Here is a 19237-nt window from a genome sequence, read left to right as displayed (position 1 = left end):
GATCAGCCCCGTGCGGTCTGCCGCATCCCCTCGGAGGGGAAGTCTGGGGATGCGGCCCGATCGGAGCGCTTGCCGCGAACCTACTCCGCGTCGACTGTGACGCGCGGCACGACGCGCCCGGCGGCGTGTGCGCCGCCGCAGCATTCACGAGGCCGTCATCGTCCGTTCTCCGACGGGCCCGCCCGACGGCGCGGCGCCCGACGTCACGGCGCCCGCCTCACGCGCCGAAGCGGCGCTCGCGCTGGCAGTAGTCGCGCAGCGCGCGCAGCAGGTCCACGCGCCGGAAGCCCGGCCAGTTGGTCTCGCAGAACCAGAACTCCGAGTGGGCGGACTGCCACATGAGGAACCCGGAGAGCCTCTGCTCGCCGGAGGAGCGGATGATGAGGTCCGGGTCGGGCTGGCCGCGCGTGTAGAGGTGCTCGCCGATGCCCTCCATGGAGATGGCCTCGGCGATCTCGTCGGGGCTGCGGCCCTCGGCGCCGAGGTCGCGCACGAGCTCGCGGACGGCGTCGACGATCTCCTCGCGGCCGCCGTAGCCGATCGCGACGTTCACGGTGAGGGACTTCGACGGGGTCGAGCGCTCCTGCACGGCGGCGACGCGCTCCCGGGTCGCCTCGGGGAGCGACTCGACGGATCCTGCGAGGCGCACGGTGTAGCCGGCGCCCGCGATCGACTCGACGGTCTCGGCGATGATCTCGAACAGCAGCGCGAGCTCGTCGGCCCCGCGGCGCAGGTTGTCGGTGGAGAGCATCCACACGGTGACCAGCGGGATCTCGAGCTCCTCGCACCAGGTGAGGAACTCGGTGATCTTCGCGCCGCCCTGGCGATGGCCCTCGGCGGTGGTGATGCCCGAGGCCTTGGCCCAGCGACGGTTCCCGTCGACGATGACGCCGAGGTGCTGGGGCAGCTGGTAGGCGTCGAGCTCCTTGATCAGCCGCTTCTCGTACACGCGGTAGAGGATCCCGTCATCGTCCACGACCAGCTCCCCTCTCGCGCGTCCCGACTCGTCTGCTCGCTGCGTCCGCGCCCGCACGGCGAGGACGCTCCATTATCGACCATGCGCGACGGTGGTGCGGCAAGGGCGCGGCCGCTCTTCACAGCACCGCCACAGACGATGCACTCCCCACTTACGGAACCGTAGGTTACGCTCACGGCATGGCCCTGGCACCCCACCGCTCCCCCGACTCCGAGACCGACCGCGACAGCGTCTCGGAGGCCGCTCGGCGCCCGATCACGCCGGCCGAGCCGCCGTCGGCCCTCGAGGACGACCAGATCCCGACCGCGTCGACGCACCCCTTCGCCCCGCGCGAGCTGACCCGGCAGATGGCACGCCGCGCGAAGGAGCTCGGGATCGCCCTGCCCAAGCCCCGCCTGCGCGGCGTCCTGCACATGCTCGCCCTGCCGGCGGCGCTGATCGCCGGCCTGCTGCTGGTCGCGCTCGGCGACGACCTGCCCACCCGGCTCGCGTGCGCGGTCTTCGTGCTGACCTCGTGCCTGCTGTTCGGCGTGAGCGCGACCTACCACCGCGGCACCTGGCGCGCCGAGCACGCGCTCATGCTGCGGCGCTTCGACCACGCGAACATCTTCCTCATCATCGCGGGGACCTACACGCCGATCGCGGCGTCGATGCTGCAGCCGCGCTCCGCGGTCACCCTGCTGGTGATCTGCTGGGCGGGCGCCCTGATCGGCGTGGGCTTCCGCATCTTCTGGACGAGCGCCCCGCGCTGGCTCTACGTGCCCGCGTACGTGGCGCTGGGCTGGGTGGCGATCTTCTACATGCCCCAGATCATCGCGGGCGGCGGCTGGGCCGTGGCCTGGCTGATCATCGCGGGCGGCATCGCGTACACGCTGGGCGCGCTCGTCTACGGGCTCAAGCGACCCGACCCCTCACCGGCGTGGTTCGGGTACCACGAGATCTTCCACGCGTGCACGATCGCAGGGTTCGTCTGCCACTTCGTCGCGGTCGCGATCGCGGTCATCTGATCGCGCGGCCGCCACTGATCTCGCGGCCACGCCGAGCATCGGGGCCGATGGGCCGACGCGGCGCTCAGTCGCGCGGACGACCGCCCTCGTCGTCGGCGGAGTCCCCGTCGTCCGACGGCTCCGCCCCGGCGGCCGGCGCCGGCTCGTCAGCAGGCCCGTCCTCATCGGCCTGCCCCGTCCCGTCGGTGGGGTCCGCCCCGCTCGACGGCTCTGCCCCGTTCGACGACTCGGTCCCGTCGACGGACCCGGTCCCCTCGCCCCGTCCCTCCTGGGCGAGGTGGTCCTCGGCGCGCGAGCGGGCCTGGATGCGGCGCACGCGACGCGTCATGTCGAGGGCGAGCAGCACGATGACGGCGGCCAGCAGGAACATCACGATGAAGGCGGGAAGCCCCGGCGTGACGGTCGTCGCGGTCATGTCCCCGGAGTCCGAGGGCGCGGCGAGCAGCCGTCCGCCCGACGTCGCGAGCCCGATCGCCCCGGCGCTCATCACCCCGGCGCTCATCGCAGACCCGCGAACAGGTCGGTCTCGGGCAGGGTGACGCCGATGCGCGAGGTGCGCAGCTCGTAGTCGTCGGTCGCCCAATGCGACTCGCGCAGGACGTCGTTGGGGATGTGGAAGAAGAAGCCCTCGGGATCCACCTGGGTGGCGTGGGCGCGCAGCGCCGCGTCGCGGATGTCGAGCTCGTCACTGATGTCCACGCGCGTGGTCACCAGGCGGTCGGCGCCGCCGGGGAAGCGCTGGGCCATCTCCTCGAGCTGCTCGTCGGGGGTGCCGCGTCCGCGCAGGAAGTCGGCGATGCCCTGGAAGCGGCGGCGGGAGAAGCCGTTGATGTAGTACATCTTCGCGACCTCCCACGGCTCGCCGAGCTCGGGGGCGTACTCGGGGTCCGCGGCCCTGTCGAAGGCGAGCGCGCTGATCCGGTGGCACTGGATGTGGTCGGGGTGCGGGTAGCCGCCGTTCTCGTCGTACGTGGTGAGCACGTGCGGACGCAGACGGCGGATCGCGGCGACCAGGGGCCGTGCGCCCTCCTCGACGCTCACGCGGGCGAAGCATCCCTCGGGCAGCTCGGGGCGGGGATCGCCCTCGGGCAGCCCCGAGTCGACGAACCCGAGCCACTCGTGGTCCACGCCCAGGACCCTCTGCGCGGCGGCCATCTCGGTGCGGCGCACTGCGGGCAGGTCCGCGAGGATCTCCTCGTCGTCGGCGAGCTTGGGGTTGAGGATGTCGCCGCGCTCTCCGCCGGTGCAGGTGATGACGGTGACCTGCGCCCCCTCGCGGACATACTTGGCCATCGACCCCGCCCCCTTGCTCGACTCGTCGTCGGGGTGGGCATGCACGGCGACCATGCGCAGCCGGTCGTCGCTCTCGGGCTCGAGGTCGGGCACGTTTCCACCTTCACCGGGTCTGGGTCGGACAGGTCTGGTCCCGTCGGTCGGGACGGGTCCGCGGGCGGGGCTCGGGGCCTCGCCGCGGGCGGCGCCGACGGCCCGGGATCGGGCTCGTCTCCGCACCAGCCGAGGGTACGCCACCAGCCTGGTCCCGGACTGTGGCGAGGGCCGAGACCCCCGCCACTCGGACGCCGGGTCCAGGCGGGATCTGGGAGGATGGGCGCATGGACGCGCACGCTCCGAGCACCCCCACGGGATCGACCGATCCGCTCGCCTCCCGCTACGGGGGCCCGCTGGTGCCGAAGCGCACCGCGCGCGTGCTGTTCGTGATCGGGGCCGTCGTGTTCCTCGCCGTGCTCGCGTTCGTCGGCTACCGCTTCGCGGACCAGCCCGTGACCGCGAAGGACGTCGGCTACGACCACGTCGACGACGACACGATCTCGCTCACCTTCCAGCTCACCCGCAGCCCCGGCGTCGACGCCACGTGCACGGTGCAGGCGCTGAACGCGGGTCGCGCACAGGTCGGCTTCCGCGAGGTCGAGATCCCCGGGGGCCCCGAGCGGCAGGTCGTGCGCACCGTGGACATCGACACCCAGGGCGAGGCGGTCAGCGCCGAGGTCATCAGCTGCCAGAAGGCCTGATCCTCCGCCTGCCGGGATCGCGGCACCGGGGCGCGCGGCAGGGCCCCGAACCCGAGCGTCCGACGCGCCGCACCGTTGGGGGCGCCGGTCGCATCCGTTGTACGATGCTCTGATACCGACAGCGCGTCGGTCTTCATCACCCGCACACGGGGCGCATGCGCAACATGTGCCCCGTGAACTGTGTCGGGCGTCCGCCGAGGGCGGCCGCCCGCGACAAGACATCAGGAGTGTTCGCATGAGCAGCCAGCCCACTGGTTCCTGGCTCACCCAGGACGCCTACGACCGCCTCACCGCGGAGCTCGCCGAGCTCGAGGGGCCCCGTCGCACCGAGATCGCCGAGCGCATCGCCGCGGCTCGCGACGAGGGCGACCTCAAGGAGAACGGCGGCTACCACGCGGCCCGCGAGGAGCAGGGGAAGAACGAGGCTCGCATCGCGGAGCTCACCCACCTGCTGAAGAACGCGGTCGTCGGCGAGACCCCGAAGGACGACGGCGTCGTCGAGCCGGGCATGGTCGTGAAGATCTCGATGGCCGGCAAGGAGCGCACGTTCCTGCTGGGCAACCGCGAGATCGCGGACGACGGCGAGGACCTCGAGGTCTTCTCGACCGAGTCCCCGCTGGGCTCGGCGATCAACGGCACGAAGGTCGGCGAGAGCATCGACTACGAGGCGCCCAACGGCCGCTCGCTGAAGATCGAGATCATCTCCGCGAAGCCCTACCGCGCCTGAGCGATCCGTCGGGCGCCTGTGCGCCGCGACGGACGACCGGACGACGAAGGCCGGGTCTGCGTGCCGGAACCTCTTGGTTCCGACGGCAGACCCGGCCTTCTCCGTACCGGCGGTCCGGTGCGGCGGCGTCACTCCCCTGCCCGGGGCTCCTCGCCGTCCTTCGGGGCCGCACCGCTCGCGACCTCCTCGGCAGATTCCTCGCGCAGCGCGGCGGCCTGCGCCTTCGAGGACTCGGCCTTCGCGCGGCGCTTCGCCTCGCGGGCGGACTCCTCGTGCTTCTTGGGGCGGGGCGGGGCGGTGAGCTCCGCGTCCACGGTCTCGTCGAGGCCCAGGTCGGGTGAGGGATCGCGCCCCGTCATGTACAGCAGCGTGGCGTTGACGAAGGCGATCACGGGGATCGAGAACAGGGCGCCCGCGATCCCGGCGATCATCGCGCCCGAGGCGACGCCCAGGAACACGGCCAGCGGGTGCAGCTCGACGGCCTTGCCCATGAGGAAGGGCTGGAGGACGTTGCCCTCGATCTGCTGCACGGCGATGACGACCGCGAGCATGATGATCGCGAAGACCCAGCCCTTGAGCACCAGCACGATGAGGATCGCGATGGCGCCCGAGAGGATCGCACCGACCAGCGGCACGAACGAGAACAGGAACACGAGCAGCCAGATCGGCACGGCGTAGGAGCCCACGCCGAGCGCGATCATGCCGATGCTGATGCCGGTCGCGTCGACAGCGGCGACCATGATCTGCGTGCGCATGTACGCCGACAGCGCCTTCCAGCCGCGGCGGAACGCCTCGTGGGTGGGCACGCGCGCGGCCGGGGGCAGCAGACCCACCACCCAGCGCCAGATCGTCGAGCCGCCCGAGAGCAGGAAGAACAGGGTGAACAGGGCGATCACGATGCCCGTGACCACGTTGCCCACGGTCGAGACCGTCGAGAAGGCGCCGCTGATCAGGGAGTCCGTGTTCTCCTGCAGCTTCGCGAGGATCTCGTCCGTCGCCTTGTTGATCATCGAGTCGTCGAGGTTGAACGTCGTGTTCGCCCAGTCGATCAGCGTCTGCACACCCGTGAGGGCCTTGGCGTAGATGTCGCCGGCCTGCGCGAACAGCTGGCGGCTGGCCAGCGTGAACATGCCGATCACCACGATGATCAGGGCCACCAGCGCGACGCCGCTCGCGGCCGCCCGTCCCAGGAACGTGTGCCGGGTCAGCAGGCCCACCAGCGGGGAGAGCAGCGAGGCGATGAGGATCGCGATCAGCACCGGGATCACGATGGCCGTGATCTTGAGGATGCCCCAGATGATCAGGGCGGCCGCGGCGGTGATCACGATCAGCCGCCAGGACCAGGCCCCCAGGCGTCGGATCCCGATCGGGATCTCCGCGACCTCGCGCGGGGTGCTCGGTGATTCGTCGGCGCCCTCGGCGTCCGCGAACCGGCGACGGGGTGTCGTCATGGGAAGGTTCCCCTCTCGGATGTCGGCACTCGGCCAGGTTGCACTCTATCTGCTCGCTCGCGGCCCGCGTTCCGCCGGTGAGCGACGGCGGGGTTCGGACCCGGCGCTCGGACCCGGCGCTCCGACCATCGACCGATGCCGGCACCGCCCGCCGGGCCCGATCGGCCCGGTCGCCCGCGGCGTGACCGACTTAGGTCGGGTGCGCGCACCGCCGACGGATGGTCGAGCCGTCCGCAGTGCCCCCGTAGTCTTCGAGCATGAGCCAGCCCACAGTCCCGGTCCACGAACCGAGTGCCGCAGCGACCGGCGGCACGATCCCCGCATCCGCCGCTCCCCCGGGTGCAGAGCCCGCTCTGCACGTCGACGGGCTGCGCAAGTCCTTCGACGGCACCGAGGTGGTGCACGGCATCTCGCTCTCGATCCCGCGCGGCGCCTTCTACGGGATCGTCGGCCCGAACGGCGCCGGCAAGACGACGACCCTGTCGATGGCGACCGGTCTGCTGCGGCCCGACGGCGGCAGCTCGCACGTGCTGGGCGCCGACATGTGGAGCGAGCCCGAGCGCGCCAAGGCGCAGATGGGTGTGCTGGCCGACGGCCTGCGCACCTTCGACCGGCTCACCGGGCGCGAGCTGCTCACCTACGTCGGCCTCATCCGCGGCATGGACCCCGCGGTCGTCGACGAGCGCAGCACCTCGCTGCTGGAGGCCATGGACCTCGCCGGGGAGGACGGCAAGCTCGTCGTCGACTACTCGGCCGGCATGACGAAGAAGATCCTGCTGGCATGCGCGCTGATCCACGCCCCGCGCCTGCTCGTGCTCGACGAGCCGCTCGAGGCCGTCGACCCGGTCTCCGGACAGCGGATCCGCCAGATCCTGCGCGCCTTCGTCGCCGGCGGCGGCACCGTGGTGCTCTCGAGCCACGTCATGGAGCTCGTCGAGGAGCTGTGCTCGCACGTCGCGATCATCGCCCGCGGAGAGATCCTCGCCGACGGCACGCTCGAGGAGGTCCGCGCCGGCGGCAGCCTCGTGCAGCGCTTCATGGACCTCGTCGGAGCGGGCGAGGTCGAGGAGGGGAGCCTGTCATGGCTGCAGTCGTGAGGACCGACGAGCACGGGGCGCCGGCGGGAGGCCCCTTCGGCACCGACGATCGCGCCCACGCCTCCGAGGGCTCCACGCCCACCGGGACCTCCGGGACTTCCGACATCACCACCGCGGGTGGCTCCCTGCACGGCAGCGTGCACGGCATGGCGCTCGTGCGGCTGCTCATGCGGCTGAAGTGGATCCTGTGGCGCCGCTCGTTCCGCAAGAACGTCGGCAAGATCGTCGGCACCGTCTTCGGGGGCCTCTACGGGCTGGGCGGGATGGCCACCCTGGTCGCCCTCGTGGTCGCCACGGTCGTCATGGACGCCGATGGGTCCGTGTTCCCCACCGCCGTCCGCGCGCTGGGCACTGTGCTCGTGCTGGTCTGGCTGCTGCTTCCGCTGTTCGCCTTCGGCGTCGACGACTCCCTGGACCCCCGCAAGCTGGCCCTGTACCCGCGCACCGCGCGGGAGCTGCAGCCGGGGATGCTGGCCGCCGGCGCCATCAGTCTGCCCACCCTGTTCACCGTGCTCGGGGTCGCGATCACGAGCGTCGGCGTCATCATCTGGGCGGCGATGCACGCGGCCGGGCCGATCTGGATGGTCCTCGCGCTCATCGCCCTGGTCCCCGCCCACCTCGCCGGCATCGTGCTCTGCCTGCTGCTGCCGCGCGCGGTCCTCGCGCACCAGGCCTCGCGCTCCTCCTCGCGGCGCGGCCGCGAGGTGGGCGGCGTGATCGGCATCGTCGTCATGCTGGGCGCCCTCTACGGCATCAGCCTGCTGGGGCAGTCGCTCGACGGCGCGAACATCTCCCTGTGGTCGAAGGTCCTCGCCACCGGAGCGCAGATCGGGGCGTGGACCCCCTTCGGCGCGCTCTTCTCCGTGCCCGTCGACCTCGCCCAGGGCGCCGTGCTGCCCGCCCTCGTCCGCGTGCTGATCGGACCGGCCACCATCGTGCTGGTGTGGCTGTGGTGGCGCCGCAGCATCGATCTGGCGATGCGCGAGGCCCTGGTCGGCGATGCCTCCTCCGGCAGCGCGAAGGTCTCCGCCCTGGTGCCGCGCTTCGTGCGCTCGAGCGCGTTCGGCGCGGTCATGGGCCGCTCCCTGCGCTACTGGCGGCGCGATTCCCGCTACCTCGCCTCGGTCGTGATCATGCCGGTCATGCTCGTGTTCTTCGTGGCGATGGGCCTGATCAACGAGAACAACCGCGTCACGCCGTTCATGGGCGTGCTGCTCGTGGCGGCGATCAGCGGGATCACGCTCGCGAACGAGATCGGATTCGACGGGCCCGCCGGCTGGGTGAACATCACCGCGGGAGTCCCGGCCCGTGCGAACCTGCGCGGACGGATCGCCGCGATGGCCGTGTTCACCGTGCCGTTCCTGGTGCTCGCCGCGATCGTGGTCCCGATCCTCATGGGCCGGCCCGACCTGGTGCCCATGATCCTGCTCGGCGCGCTCGGACTGATGATGGGCGGCTGGGGCGCCTCGTCCCTGATCGGGACGATCATGCCGTACCCGACGGCCGCTCCCGGCACGAATCCGATGAAGGACCGCTCGTCCTCGAACGCGAGCGCGATGCTCGCGATGGGGCTGGCGACGGCAGCCGTGTTCGTCCCGCAGCTGCCCGCGGTCGGCGTCGCGATCTGGGGTCTCGTCGTCGACGGGCCGATGATCCTGATCGGCGCCGGGGTGCTCTCCCTGGTGATCGGGGTCGTGGTGCTGCTGGTGGGTCTGCGGCTCGCCGAGCGCCGGCTCGAGGCGCACTACGTGGACGTCTTCCAGCGGGTGCACCACCACGTGTGATCCCAGGCCCGCAGGTGGGTGGGCCCGCAGGTGGGCGGGCCCGCACCCGGGGCCTCCGGTCAGTCAGTCCTGCGCGAGCTCGCGGATCATCACCCGGGCGTCGACCGGGCCGCGGGGCCCCGGGTAGTAGCCGGGCCGTCGGCCGATGTCCTGGAACCCCGCCGTCTCGTAGACGGAGCGGGCGCGCGCGTTGTCCTCGCGCACCTCGAGCACGAGGGCGCGCGCGCCGCCTTCGCGGGTCGCGCGCAGCGACCAGTCGAGCAGGGCTCGCCCGATGCCGCGGCCGGGCAGGGTGGTGCCGATCGTGTGGAGGTCGGCCGAGTCGCCGAGGAGCATGACGCCCGCGTAGCCGACGATCTCGCCGGCCGCGTCAGGAGCATCGGGCTCGTCGGCGGATCCGCCGGTCGGGAGTCCGCTCCCCTGCTCGACGACGACGAAGCGGCGGGAGGGGTGCGCGATCTCCTCGCGCACCATGTCGAAGGTCCAGGCGTCCTCGGGGAACAGCCGCAGCTCGAGCTCAGCGATCGGCAGGGCGTCCTCGAGGGTGGCGACGCGCAGGCGCATCCCCGCGGGCAGCCGCGTCTGCTCGGGGAAGTCCCCGGACTCCGACACGGGCGCTCGCTCGGGCGCGGGCTCGGTCACCGCCGGCCCAGGGCGCTCTTGCGCGCCGACGGCTTCTTCGCGTCGGGCTCGCGCAGGTAGAGGGGCTCGGTCGAGGTCAGGTCCTCACCGGCGTCGAGGCGGCGCCAGGCCTCGTGGAGCAGGGAACCGGCGTCGACGTGGGCGAGCGCGGAGTTCGGATGCAGGATCTCGCTGTGCAGGAGGGCGCCGGAGCCCGCGACGACGTCGCAGGCCATGAGCTCCTCGGCGACGTCCGCCGGGGCCGAGACGGCGGGTCCCTCGACCCGGTCGAGGCGCGTTCCGGGCGCCGACGACGACGTCTCGTCGGCCCGCTCGTAGCGCGCCCAGTAGACCTCGCGGCGCCGCGCGTCGAGCGCGATCGCGAGGCTGCGGGCCTCGGGTGCCTCCTCGGCGGCCTGCAGGGCGAGGGCGTCGAGGGAGCACAGCCCGTGCAGCGGGATGTCCAGGACGAAGGCGATCTCGCGCGCGGTCACGAGACCCACGCGCAGTCCCGTGAAGGGGCCCGGACCGCGTCCGGCGACGACGGCCTCGAGGTCGGCGCGCCCACCGCCCGCCCGGCGGAGGGTGTCGTCGATGAGGGCCATGAGCACCTCGTCATGGTGCCGTGCGCGGTCGTCCTGGCCGACGGCCAGCACGCGCCCGCTCTCCCGGTCCCCGACGGCCACGCCGACGGCTCCCGAGGTGTCGATCCCGAGCCACATCATGCCTCGCGCCCTTCCGTGGTCATGGTCGTGCTGGATGCCGCGCCCCCGAGCGCCTCGCGGACCGTGCGGATCCGCGCGTCGTCCCATCGGGGCCCGACGAAGGTGAGGGTCAGAGCACGGGGCTCGTCGAACTCCTCGCCGTCGCCGGCGGCGGTGTCCTGCGCCGGCTGCGCCGACTGCGATGGCCGGAGCGGCTGGTCCGGCTGCGCGTCCTCCGCGCCGGTCGCGCGGGAGAGCTCGACGAGCAGGTGGGAGTCGCTCAGCTGCTCGACGACGTCGCGTCCCCACTCGACGACCATGACCGCGTCCGAGAGATCGGAGTCGAGGTCGAGGTCGTCGATGTCCGCGCCGCCGCCGAGCCGGTAGGCGTCCACGTGCACGAGTGCAGGCCCGCCCGCCTCGCTCGGGTGGACCCGGGAGATCACGAAGGTCGGGGACGCGACGGGGCCGCGCACTCCCAGTCCCTCGCCGAGGCCCTGGGTGAAGGTGGTCTTCCCGGCGCCGAGGGGCCCGTCGAGCACGAGCAGATCGCCCGCACCGAGCAGTCCGGCGAGGCGTCGCGCGAGGTCGCGGGTGCTCCCGGCCCCGGTCGTGGTGAGCGCGAGCGACGCGACGCCCGATCCGGGCTCGGCGCCACTCATCAGCGCTGCTCCCGCGGCACGCGGTTGGAGACAGAGGTGAGGATCTCGTAGGGGATGGTCCCCGCTGCGGTCGCCCAGTCGTCGGCGGTCGGGACGCCCGGATGGTTCTCGGGGAGCGTGGGGTCCGCGGCATCGAGGTCCGCGAGCGCGGGAGCCGATGGGGCCTCGTCGCCCGCCTCCGCGGGCTGGGTCTCCTCGGTCGACTCGGTGGACGCGGTCGTCTCCGGCTCCGCGCCGTCCCGGGAATCCGTCGGACCGCCCGTGCCCGCCGCGGGATCCGACCCCGTCTCCTGCGCCGGCTCCTCCTCCGTCTGCGCAGAGGCGACGAACTGCGGGGTCACGGCGACCTCGGACGCGTCGTCGCCCAGGGGCGCGAGCGCCTGGGCGGCTCCGAACAGCACGACCTCGTCGCCCGCGCGGGCCCGGGACTCAGATCCCAGGTCCACCACGATCTGGTCCATGCTGATCCGTCCGACCTGCTGGGCGCGGTGGTCGCCGTCGTCGGAGCGCACGAGCACGCTGACACCGCCGGAGGCGGCGCGCGGCAGCCCGTCGGCGTAGCCGATCGGGACCAGGCCCAACCGGGTGGGCGCGGGGGTGGTGAAGCGGTGGCCGTAGCCGACGGTCTGGCCCGCGGGCACGTCCTTCACGAGGGCGAGCCGGCTGGTGAGCGTGAGCGCCGGGCGCAGATCGAGATCGGTGGCGACGGGCGGGTAGCCGTAGAGGCCGATGCCCGGGCGCACGATGTCGCGGTGCAGGTCGCGCCGCGTGAGGGTCGCGGCGGTGTTCGCGAGGTGCTGGAGCGGGATCGGTCCCGCCTCCTCCTCGAGGGCCTCGCAGGCGGAGTCGAAGATCTCGACCTGCTGGTCGGTCATCGGGTCCTCGGGGTCGTCGGCCGCGGAGAGATGGGTCCAGGCCCCGCTGAGGCGGATGAACTCGTCCTCCCTGGCGGCGGAGCCGATGGCGGCGAGCTTCGCGGGGAGGGCGCCGTTGCGTCCCATGCCGGTGTCGATCTTCACGTGGACGCGGGCGCGGCGGTCGGCCTGGCGGGCGGCGTCGGCGACCATCTTGAGCATCGCGAGGCTGCCCACGGAGATCTCGACGCCCTCGGCGACGACGGCGGGGAGGATCTCGGCGGCGGTGCGCGGCTCGTACAGCCAGCTGAAGATCGGCACCTCGATGCCGGCGCGGGAGAGCGCCAGGGCGGAGGCCGGGTGGGCGACGCCCAGCCAGGTCGCTCCCCCGGCGACGGCCGCGCGGGCGGCGCTGAGCATGCCGTGCCCGTAGCCGTCGGCCTTGACCACGGCCATCAGCGCGGTGTGCTCGCGCAGCGAATCGGCGATCACACGCGTGTTGTGCGTGATCGCCGAGGTGTCCACGACGGCCCTGTTGGGCACGTGCCGAGGATCCTCTGCGGGGATCGGGATGCTCATGCTCCTCCTGCCTCGTCGGCCGGCGGTCTCCGGTCGGCCCCGGCAAGGATAGTCGCGACGGCGCGCGGGACGTGCTCGGCGACGTCCAGGGCGGCGATCGGCGCCGTCCCTCCGAGGGCCGCGTCGCGGGCGGCACGGCCGTGCACGAGAGCGGCGAGCGCGGCGGCGCGAGGTCCGGGCAGACCCGCCGCGAGCAGGGCTCCGAGCACTCCGCCGAGCACGTCGCCGGCGCCCGCGGTGGCGAGCTGCGAGGTCGCGTCGTCCTGGCTCAGCAGGGGCTCCGAGGGGTCTGACGGGGCGATGATCGTCACAGCTCCCTTGAGCAGGACGGTCGCCCCGGTGGCCTCGGCGAGGGCGCGCGCGAGTTCCGGCGCGGGCCGCTCGGGGTCGATGCGCAGCGATCGTGCCAGCCGCGCCGCCTCCCCGGCGTGCGGGGTGAGCACGACGCCGGGGTGGAAACCGTCGAGCGCGCCGGCCCCGTCGCCCTCGCGGTCCCCATTCCCATCGCCCCCGCGGCCCCTGTCGTCCGTGCCCACGGCGGCGAGCGCCCCCGCGTCGACGACGCCGGGCAGCCTCGTCCGCTCGTGGGGGCGGTGTCCGGTGCGCAGGTCGTCGAGGGCGCGCGCGAGGCGCGGATCGTCCTCGGGGACGCCGGAGCCGACCACGCGGGCCTGGTGCTTCCCCTCGCCCCCGACGACCTCGGGCCGACGGGCGAGCACGAGGTCGAGCACGCTGCGCGGGGCATCCAGGCGCACCATCCCCGCTCCCGTCCGGGCGGCGCCGCTGACCGAGAGCACCGCGGCACCGGGATAGGTCTCGGAGCCGGCGGCGATCTCGACGACGCCGCGCGAGTACTTGTCGTCCCCCCGGCCCGGCGTGGGCCAGAGCGCCGCGGCGTCCGCGGTCTCCAGGCGCTCGAGGGCGGGACGCGCGGGCAGGTGTGGGCCGAGGCCGATGTCCACGAGGTGCACGGTCCCGGCGAGATCGGCGCCGCCGGGCAGCAGCAGACCGGTCTTCACGGCCCCGAAGGTCACGGTCTCGCGGGCCGCGAGGGCCCCGGGATCGGCGGCGCCGGTGGTGGCGTCGATGCCGCTCGGCACGTCGACCGCGAGCACCGGGGCGTCCAGACCGCGCACCGCGTCGAGCAGCTCGCGCAGCGCGGGCGAGAGCTCAGGGCGCCCTCCGATGCCGGTGATCGCATCGAGCACGAGGGAGATCGGACCGCGCGCGGAGAGCTCGTCGAGGCCGGAGAGCACGCGTCCCCCGCTCGCGCGCAGCGCCTCGGCCCCCGCCTCGTGGTGGCGGCCGAGGACGGCGAGCGCGTCGGCGGCGACCCCGCGCCGTCGCAGCAGGGCGGCGGCGAACAGGCCGTCGCCGCCGTTGTCCCCCGCCCCCGCGAGCACGAGCACGCGCGCGCCGGCGACGGTCCGGGCCCCCGTCGGCCCCTTGTCCCCGCGTCCTCCGAGTCCCCCGCGCAGATGCACGAGCGCCCGCTGCGCGAGCGCGAACGCCGCGCGCTGCATGAGCGGCTCCCCCGCCTCGAGCAGCGGGGCCTCGGCGGCGCGCACCTGGTCGGCGGTGAACGCGCGGATCATGCGGGCACCGTCCGGGGTCCGGAGCCGCGCTCGGCGACGACCACGGCCGTCGCGACGTCGGCGTCGTGGGAGAGGGAGAGGTGCAGGTGGGCGACGCCCTGGCGCTCGGCCGCGGCGAGGGTCGCACCGGTGAGGACCAGGTAGGGCCGACCGGCCGCGGTGCGCTCGACGGTCACGTCCTGCCACGAGTAGTCGCCGGGCGCGCCGAGCGCCTTGCCCACCGCCTCCTTCGCGGCGACGCGCGCCGCGCGCGAGGCGGGCGAGAGCCCGCGCTCGGACGGCACGAGCAGACGATCGAGCAGGGCGGGAGTGCGGGCGGCGAGGGCGTCGAGGCGGGCGATGCCCACGACGTCGACGCCCACGCCGACGACGACGCCGTCTTCGCGCGGCGCGAAGGCGCGCGAGGACGGCGGGAGCTGTGCTGGGGTCACCCCGGCAGTATCACACCGAAACGTGCACGGCAGCGGGGCGGGGGCGGAGCGGGTGCAGGACGGGCGCCCCGCCCCGCGCCTCACTCGACGGTGACGGACTTCGCGAGGTTCCGCGGCTGGTCGACGTCCAGGCCCTTGGCCGCGGCGAGCTCGCACGCGAAGATCTGCAGCGGGATCACCGTGAGCAGGGGCGCGAACAGGGTGCGGGTCGCGGGCACGCGCAGCACCACGTCGGAGTACGGGAGCACGTCGTCGTCGCCGTCCTCGGCGATCACGAGGGTGCGGGCCCCGCGGGCGCGCACCTCCTGGATGTTCGAGACGACCTTGGAGTGCAGGGAGTCGCGGCCGCGCGGCGAGGGCACGATCACGAACACCGGCTGCCCCTCCTCCACGAGGGCGATCGGCCCGTGCTTGAGCTCGCCGGCTGCGAAGCCCTCGGCGTGGATGTAGGCGATCTCCTTGAGCTTGAGCGCGCCCTCGAGGGCGGTCGGGTAGCCGACGTGGCGGCCCAGGAACAGCACGCTGGAGACGTCGGCCATGGCACGGGCGAGGTCGCCCACCTGCTCGGCGTCGTCGAGGACGCGCTGGACCTGCGCGGGAAGCTGGTCGAGGTCCTCCATGAGCGCGGCGATCTCGTCGGGGTACAGGTTCCCGCGCACCTGCGCGAGGTAGAGGCCCAGCAGGTAGCAGGCGGTGATCTGCCCCAGGTAGGCCTTGGTGGAGGCGACCGCGATCTCGGGGCCGACGTGCAGGTAGAGCGCGGCGTCGGCCTCGCGCGGGATGGTCGAGCCGTGCGTGTTGCAGATGGCCACGACCTTGGCCCCCTGCTCCTGCGCGTGGCGCATGGCCATCAGGGTGTCCATGGTCTCGCCGGACTGGGAGATGGCGACCACGAGCGTCTTCTCGGTGACGATCGGATCGCGGTAGCGGAACTCGTGGGCGAGCTCGACCTCGGTGGGGATGCGGCACCAGTGCTCGATCGCGTACTTCGCGACGTTGCCGGCGTTCGCGGCGGTCCCGCAGGCGACGACGATGATCTTGTCGACGCTGCGCAGCACCGAGGGGTCGATGCTCATCTCGTCGAGGTGGAGCTTCCCGGACTCGATGCGCCCGCGCAGGGTGTCGGCGACGGCGGTCGCCTGCTCGTGGATCTCCTTGGCCATGAAGGAGTCGTGGCCGCCCTTCTGCGCCGCGGTCACGTCCCACTCGATGGTGAAGCGCTTGGGCTCGGGCACGAGCTCGCCCTCGAAGGTGGTGACGACGACCTCGTCCGCGGTGACGGTGACGATCTGGTCCTGGCCGATCTCGAGGGCGTCCCGGGTGGAGTCGACGAAGGCGGCGACGTCGGACCCCAGGAAGTTCTCGCCCTCGCCGAGGCCGACGACGAGCGGGGAGTTGCGGCGCGCGGCGACCACGCGGTCGGGGGCGTCGCGGTGCACCGCCAGCAGCGTGAAGGCGCCCTCGAGGCGGGCGACGGCCGCGCGCATCGCGTCGGTGAGATCCCCCGTGCCCTGCATCTCGCGGGCGACCAGGTGAGCGGCGACCTCGGAGTCGGTCTCGGAGCGGAAGACGAAGCCCTCGGCCTCGAGCTCGGCGCGCAGGGCCGCGAAGTTCTCGATGATGCCGTTGTGCACGAGGGCGAGCTCGTCGTCCTTCCCGCCCAGGTGGGGGTGGGCGTTGCCGTCGGTGGGGGCGCCGTGCGTGGCCCAGCGGGTGTGGCCGATCGCGACCGGGGAGGTGGTGTCCTCCTCGCCCGCGAGCGCATCGCGCAGGTTCTGCAGCTTCCCGGCGCGCTTGGCGACGCGGACCTGGCCGTCGTCGATCACGGCGATGCCCGCGGAGTCGTAGCCGCGGTACTCGAGGCGCGCGAGGCCCTGGAGGGCGACCTCGAGCGGACGGGGAGAGGGGGAGGCGGGGACGGAGCCCACGTAGCCGACGATTCCACACATGGCCCCGACGCTAGCGGGCGCGGGACCCGCGGCGCCCCCTGCGACGCGGGTCCGAGGGAGGCCTCGCTCACCTTCGCAGGGGCCCGTGCCCGGCCCTGACGGGGAGTGCGCACGACCTGTCAGATTCGCGCACGGACCTCTGCGCGGTCCTGAGCGGAACGGTCATGCGCGGCCATTCGTCCTCGACCGACCCGTCCCTGTACAGGGCCGCTCGCCTCCGCGGCCCCGTGGTCCCGGCGTTCGCCCCGTGATCGTCGCGCTCGGCTCCTGCGCTCCGCGCGGTTCGCGCCCGCGGCCCCCGCGGCCGATGGAACAATGGCTGACCATGAGATCCCATGCGGTCCACGGGTCGTTCACCCCCTTCGACGAGATCCGCCGCGAGGACTGGGCGCGACTGTCGGACCAGACGCCCCTCCCCCTCACCGCCGAGGACGCCGAGAAGCTGCGGGGGCTGGGCGACAAGCTGGACCTCGCGGAGATCGACGCGGTCTACCGCCCCATCACGCACCTGCTCAACATCCAGGTCGGCTCCGCGCAGGAGCTGCGACGTGCGCGCAGCGGGTTCCTCCACCAGGGCCTGCAGCGCACTCCCTACGTGATCGGCGTGGCGGGCTCGGTCGCGGTCGGCAAGTCCACGACCGGTCGTCTGCTGCGCGAGCTGATGGCCCGCCGGCCCGACACCCCGAACGTGCAGCTGGTGACGACCGACGGATTCCTGCTGCCGACGGCGGAGCTCGAGGCCCGCGGCATCCTGCACCGCAAGGGCTTCCCCGAGAGCTACGACCGCAAGGCCCTGCTGCGCTTCGTCGCGGAGGTCAAGGCGGGCACCGAGCGCGTCGAGGCGCCCGTCTACTCCCACCTCGTCTACGACATCGTGCCCGACCAGAAGGTGGTGGTGGAGCGGCCCGACGTGCTCATCATCGAGGGGCTCAACGTGCTGCAGCCGCCGCGGCCCCGCAGCGACGGCCGCCTGGGCGTCGCGGTCTCCGACTACTTCGACTTCTCCGTCTACGTCGACGCGCGCACCGAGGACATCCGCCGCTGGTACATCGAGCGCTTCCTGCGTCTGCGGCAGACGGCCTTCTCCGACCCGCGCTCCTACTTCCACCGCTACTCGCGCCTCACCGACCAGGAGGCGCGCGCGACCGCGGAGCGGATCTGGGACGACGTCAACGGCCCGAACCTCGCGGAGAACGTCGCCCCCACGCGCGGCCGCGCGGACCTCGTGCTGCGCAAGGACGCCGAGCACCGCGTGCGCAGCGTCCTGCTGCGCAGGGTCTGAGGGCCGCGAGAGGACGGAGAAGGGGCCGACGGGAATCCCGTCGGCCCCTTCCCTCAGGCCCTCGGAGCGTCCAGGACCTCAGGGGCCCTCAGAGCGAGAGGCGCTCGCGCACGACGCCCGCGAGCTTCTCCGCCGCCGTGGTCGCGACCTCGTCGCTCGGGGCCTCGACCATCACGCGCACCACGGGCTCGGTCCCCGAGGGGCGCAGCAGCACGCGGCCGTTCTCGCCGAGCTCGGCCTCGGCCGCGGCGACGGCGTCGAGCACGCCCCTGTCGATCGAGGCGCGGGCCTTGTCGACCCCCTTGACGTTGATGAGCGCCTGCGGGAGTCGGGTCATCACGTCGGCGAGCTCGCGCGCGCTGCGACCGGTCGTGGCGACGCGCTGCAGCAGGTGCAGGGCGGTCAGCTCGCCGTCGCCGGTGGTGGCGTGCGCGGCCATGATCACGTGCCCGGACTGCTCCCCGCCCAGCGAGTAGCCGCCCAGGTTCATCTCCTCGAGCACGTAGCGGTCGCCCACGGAGGTCTGCCCGAGGGTGATCCCGTGCTCCTTCATGGCGATCTTCAAGCCCAGGTTGCTCATGACGGTGACGACGAGGACGTCGTCGTGCAGCTGCCCGCGCTCCTTGAGGTCCAGGGCGAGGATCGCCATGATCTGGTCGCCGTCGATCTCGCGCCCCTGGGCGTCGACCGCGAGGCAGCGATCGGCGTCGCCGTCGAAGGCCACGCCGACGTCGGCGCCGTGCTCGACGACGGCCGCCTGCAGCTTCTCGAGGTGCGTCGAGCCGCAGTCCTCGTTGATCTGCTTGCCGTCGCTGCGGTCGCCGATCACGTGCACGGTCGCGCCGGCGCCGCGCAGGGCTGCGGGCGCCGTCTCGGAGGCGGCGCCGTTCGCGCAGTCGGCGACGACGGTGAGGCCGGTCAGCGGGCCGTCGAGCGTCGAGACCAGGTGCTCGACGTACTGCTCGACCGCGCCGCCGTAGTCGCGGATGGTGCCGACCTCGGTGTCCAGCGGCCGCTGCCACTGCTCGCCGAGTCGCGCCTCGATCGCGTCCTCGACCTCGTCGGGGAGCTTGGTGCCGCCGCGCGCGAAGAACTTGATGCCGTTGTCGGCCGAGGGGTTGTGGGAGGCGGAGATCATCACGCCGAGATCCGCGCCCGAGGTCTTCACGAGGTGCGCGAGCCCGGGGGTGGGGAGGATCCCGGCGTCCTCGACGTCGACGCCCGCGGAGGCGAGGCCCGCGCAGACGGCGGCGCTCAGGAAGTCGCCCGACGGGCGGGTGTCGCGGGCGACGATCGCCCGGGCGCGCGCGCCGTCGAAGGCGCCGAAGGTCGCGAGCACGTGGGCGGCGGCGACCGAGAGGTCGACCGCGAGCTCCGCGGTGATGTCCACGTTCGCGGTGCCGCGCACCCCGTCGGTGCCGAACAGTCGTGCCACAGGGATCTCCTCGGGGTGGGTGCTGGAAGCTGGGTGCCGGCGCGAGGCGCCGC

18 protein-coding genes are annotated in these 19237 nt (G+C 73.2%); 6 read left to right on the top strand and 12 right to left on the bottom strand.

The annotated features are described in order from the left end of the window. Positions 1-217: 217 nt before the first annotated feature. Positions 218-976, bottom strand: a complete 759-nt coding sequence (locus tag M4486_RS00450; protein ID WP_239202895.1) for an isoprenyl transferase — start codon at positions 974-976, stop codon at positions 218-220. Positions 977-1155: 179 nt separating this feature from the next. On the opposite strand from M4486_RS00450, the gene trhA reads away from it, so the two are divergent. Further along, a complete protein-coding gene (gene trhA, locus M4486_RS00445) occupies positions 1156-1983 on the top strand; it encodes a PAQR family membrane homeostasis protein TrhA (RefSeq protein ID WP_249479043.1) in 828 nt (275 codons plus the stop codon). Between the two features lie 64 nt (positions 1984-2047). Here the strand turns inward: trhA and M4486_RS00440 are convergent, their stop codons facing one another. Then, positions 2048-2470: a hypothetical protein gene (locus tag M4486_RS00440; RefSeq protein ID WP_249479042.1), complete on the bottom strand. Its 423-nt coding sequence runs from the start codon at positions 2468-2470 to the stop codon at positions 2048-2050. An 11-nt stretch (positions 2471-2481) separates the two neighbouring features. After that, positions 2482-3330, bottom strand: a complete 849-nt coding sequence (gene mca / locus M4486_RS00435) for a mycothiol conjugate amidase Mca (RefSeq protein ID WP_249481183.1) — start codon at positions 3328-3330, stop codon at positions 2482-2484. A gap of 266 nt (positions 3331-3596) precedes the next feature. Between mca and M4486_RS00430 the strand changes: the two genes are divergently transcribed. Continuing rightward, positions 3597-4013 (top strand): DUF4307 domain-containing protein, encoded by a 417-nt coding sequence (locus tag M4486_RS00430; RefSeq protein ID WP_249479041.1) that lies wholly within the window; start codon positions 3597-3599, stop codon positions 4011-4013. A gap of 235 nt (positions 4014-4248) precedes the next feature. Beyond that, positions 4249-4740, top strand: a complete 492-nt coding sequence (gene greA / locus M4486_RS00425) for a transcription elongation factor GreA (RefSeq protein WP_249479040.1) — start codon at positions 4249-4251, stop codon at positions 4738-4740. A gap of 128 nt (positions 4741-4868) precedes the next feature. Here the strand turns inward: greA and M4486_RS00420 are convergent, their stop codons facing one another. Next, positions 4869-6191: an AI-2E family transporter gene (locus M4486_RS00420; RefSeq protein ID WP_249479039.1), complete on the bottom strand. Its 1323-nt coding sequence runs from the start codon at positions 6189-6191 to the stop codon at positions 4869-4871. 257 nt (positions 6192-6448) lie between these two features. On the opposite strand from M4486_RS00420, the gene M4486_RS00415 reads away from it, so the two are divergent. Further along, entirely contained in the window at positions 6449-7288 is an 840-nt protein-coding gene (locus tag M4486_RS00415) for an ABC transporter ATP-binding protein (protein ID WP_249479038.1), read from the top strand. Further along, a complete protein-coding gene (locus tag M4486_RS00410) occupies positions 7273-9072 on the top strand; it encodes a hypothetical protein (protein WP_249479036.1) in 1800 nt (599 codons plus the stop codon). The genes M4486_RS00415 and M4486_RS00410 overlap by 16 nt, the downstream gene beginning before the upstream one ends. A 63-nt stretch (positions 9073-9135) precedes the next feature. On the opposite strand, the gene M4486_RS00405 is transcribed toward M4486_RS00410, so the two are convergent. The 7 genes from M4486_RS00405 to glmS all read right to left on the bottom strand — a co-directional run bounded on the left by M4486_RS00405 (position 9136) and on the right by glmS (position 16467). Then, positions 9136-9684, bottom strand: a complete 549-nt coding sequence (locus M4486_RS00405; protein WP_249479034.1) for a GNAT family N-acetyltransferase — start codon at positions 9682-9684, stop codon at positions 9136-9138. 26 nt (positions 9685-9710) lie between these two features. Then, positions 9711-10418 carry a tRNA (adenosine(37)-N6)-threonylcarbamoyltransferase complex dimerization subunit type 1 TsaB gene (gene tsaB / locus M4486_RS00400; protein WP_346731759.1) on the bottom strand — a complete coding sequence of 236 codons (708 nt, stop codon included), beginning with the start codon at positions 10416-10418 and terminating at the stop codon, positions 9711-9713. After that, positions 10415-11059, bottom strand: coding sequence for a tRNA (adenosine(37)-N6)-threonylcarbamoyltransferase complex ATPase subunit type 1 TsaE (tsaE, locus tag M4486_RS00395; RefSeq protein WP_249479032.1), 645 nt, complete (start codon positions 11057-11059; stop codon positions 10415-10417). The genes tsaB and tsaE overlap by 4 nt, the downstream gene beginning before the upstream one ends. Continuing rightward, positions 11059-12492, bottom strand: coding sequence for an alanine racemase (alr, locus tag M4486_RS00390; protein ID WP_249479030.1), 1434 nt, complete (start codon positions 12490-12492; stop codon positions 11059-11061). The genes tsaE and alr overlap by 1 nt, the downstream gene beginning before the upstream one ends. Then, entirely contained in the window at positions 12489-14087 is a 1599-nt protein-coding gene (locus M4486_RS00385) for an NAD(P)H-hydrate epimerase (protein WP_249479028.1), read from the bottom strand. Before M4486_RS00385 ends, alr begins: the two co-directional genes overlap by 4 nt. Further along, positions 14084-14518: a holo-ACP synthase gene (locus M4486_RS00380; protein ID WP_249479026.1), complete on the bottom strand. Its 435-nt coding sequence runs from the start codon at positions 14516-14518 to the stop codon at positions 14084-14086. The genes M4486_RS00385 and M4486_RS00380 overlap by 4 nt, the downstream gene beginning before the upstream one ends. A gap of 80 nt (positions 14519-14598) precedes the next feature. Next, on the bottom strand, positions 14599-16467 hold the full coding sequence (glmS, locus tag M4486_RS00375; protein ID WP_249479024.1) for a glutamine--fructose-6-phosphate transaminase (isomerizing): 1869 nt from the start codon (positions 16465-16467) through the stop codon (positions 14599-14601). Positions 16468-16792: 325 nt separating this feature from the next. On the opposite strand from glmS, the gene coaA reads away from it, so the two are divergent. Then, positions 16793-17749, top strand: coding sequence for a type I pantothenate kinase (coaA, locus tag M4486_RS00370; protein WP_249479022.1), 957 nt, complete (start codon positions 16793-16795; stop codon positions 17747-17749). An 88-nt stretch (positions 17750-17837) separates the two neighbouring features. Here the strand turns inward: coaA and glmM are convergent, their stop codons facing one another. After that, entirely contained in the window at positions 17838-19184 is a 1347-nt protein-coding gene (gene glmM, locus M4486_RS00365) for a phosphoglucosamine mutase (protein ID WP_249479020.1), read from the bottom strand. Positions 19185-19237 lie beyond the last annotated feature (53 nt).

It is taken from the genome of Brachybacterium kimchii (assembly GCF_023373525.1).
GTDB classification, from domain to species: domain Bacteria; phylum Actinomycetota; class Actinomycetes; order Actinomycetales; family Dermabacteraceae; genus Brachybacterium; species Brachybacterium kimchii.
This window is presented reverse-complemented; position numbering and strand designations above follow the sequence as displayed.

What these genes read in the sequence shown, in the direction of transcription:
- tsaB (WP_346731759.1), bottom strand. Translation starts at nt 10,418, where the DNA reads ATGATGTGGCTCGGGATCGACACCTCGGGAGCCGTCGGCGTGGCCGTC.
- coaA (WP_249479022.1), top strand. Translation starts at nt 16,793, where the DNA reads ATGAGATCCCATGCGGTCCACGGGTCGTTCACCCCCTTCGACGAGATC.
- M4486_RS00440 (WP_249479042.1), bottom strand. Translation starts at nt 2,470, where the DNA reads ATGAGCGCCGGGGCGATCGGGCTCGCGACGTCGGGCGGACGGCTGCTC.
- M4486_RS00415 (WP_249479038.1), top strand. Translation starts at nt 6,449, where the DNA reads ATGAGCCAGCCCACAGTCCCGGTCCACGAACCGAGTGCCGCAGCGACC.
- M4486_RS00410 (WP_249479036.1), top strand. Translation starts at nt 7,273, where the DNA reads ATGGCTGCAGTCGTGAGGACCGACGAGCACGGGGCGCCGGCGGGAGGC.
- mca (WP_249481183.1), bottom strand. Translation starts at nt 3,330, where the DNA reads ATGGTCGCCGTGCATGCCCACCCCGACGACGAGTCGAGCAAGGGGGCG.
- alr (WP_249479030.1), bottom strand. Translation starts at nt 12,492, where the DNA reads ATGAGCATCCCGATCCCCGCAGAGGATCCTCGGCACGTGCCCAACAGG.
- M4486_RS00430 (WP_249479041.1), top strand. Translation starts at nt 3,597, where the DNA reads ATGGACGCGCACGCTCCGAGCACCCCCACGGGATCGACCGATCCGCTC.
- M4486_RS00420 (WP_249479039.1), bottom strand. Translation starts at nt 6,191, where the DNA reads ATGACGACACCCCGTCGCCGGTTCGCGGACGCCGAGGGCGCCGACGAA.
- glmS (WP_249479024.1), bottom strand. Translation starts at nt 16,467, where the DNA reads ATGTGTGGAATCGTCGGCTACGTGGGCTCCGTCCCCGCCTCCCCCTCT.
- greA (WP_249479040.1), top strand. Translation starts at nt 4,249, where the DNA reads ATGAGCAGCCAGCCCACTGGTTCCTGGCTCACCCAGGACGCCTACGAC.
- M4486_RS00385 (WP_249479028.1), bottom strand. Translation starts at nt 14,087, where the DNA reads ATGATCCGCGCGTTCACCGCCGACCAGGTGCGCGCCGCCGAGGCCCCG.
- trhA (WP_249479043.1), top strand. Translation starts at nt 1,156, where the DNA reads ATGGCCCTGGCACCCCACCGCTCCCCCGACTCCGAGACCGACCGCGAC.
- tsaE (WP_249479032.1), bottom strand. Translation starts at nt 11,059, where the DNA reads ATGAGTGGCGCCGAGCCCGGATCGGGCGTCGCGTCGCTCGCGCTCACC.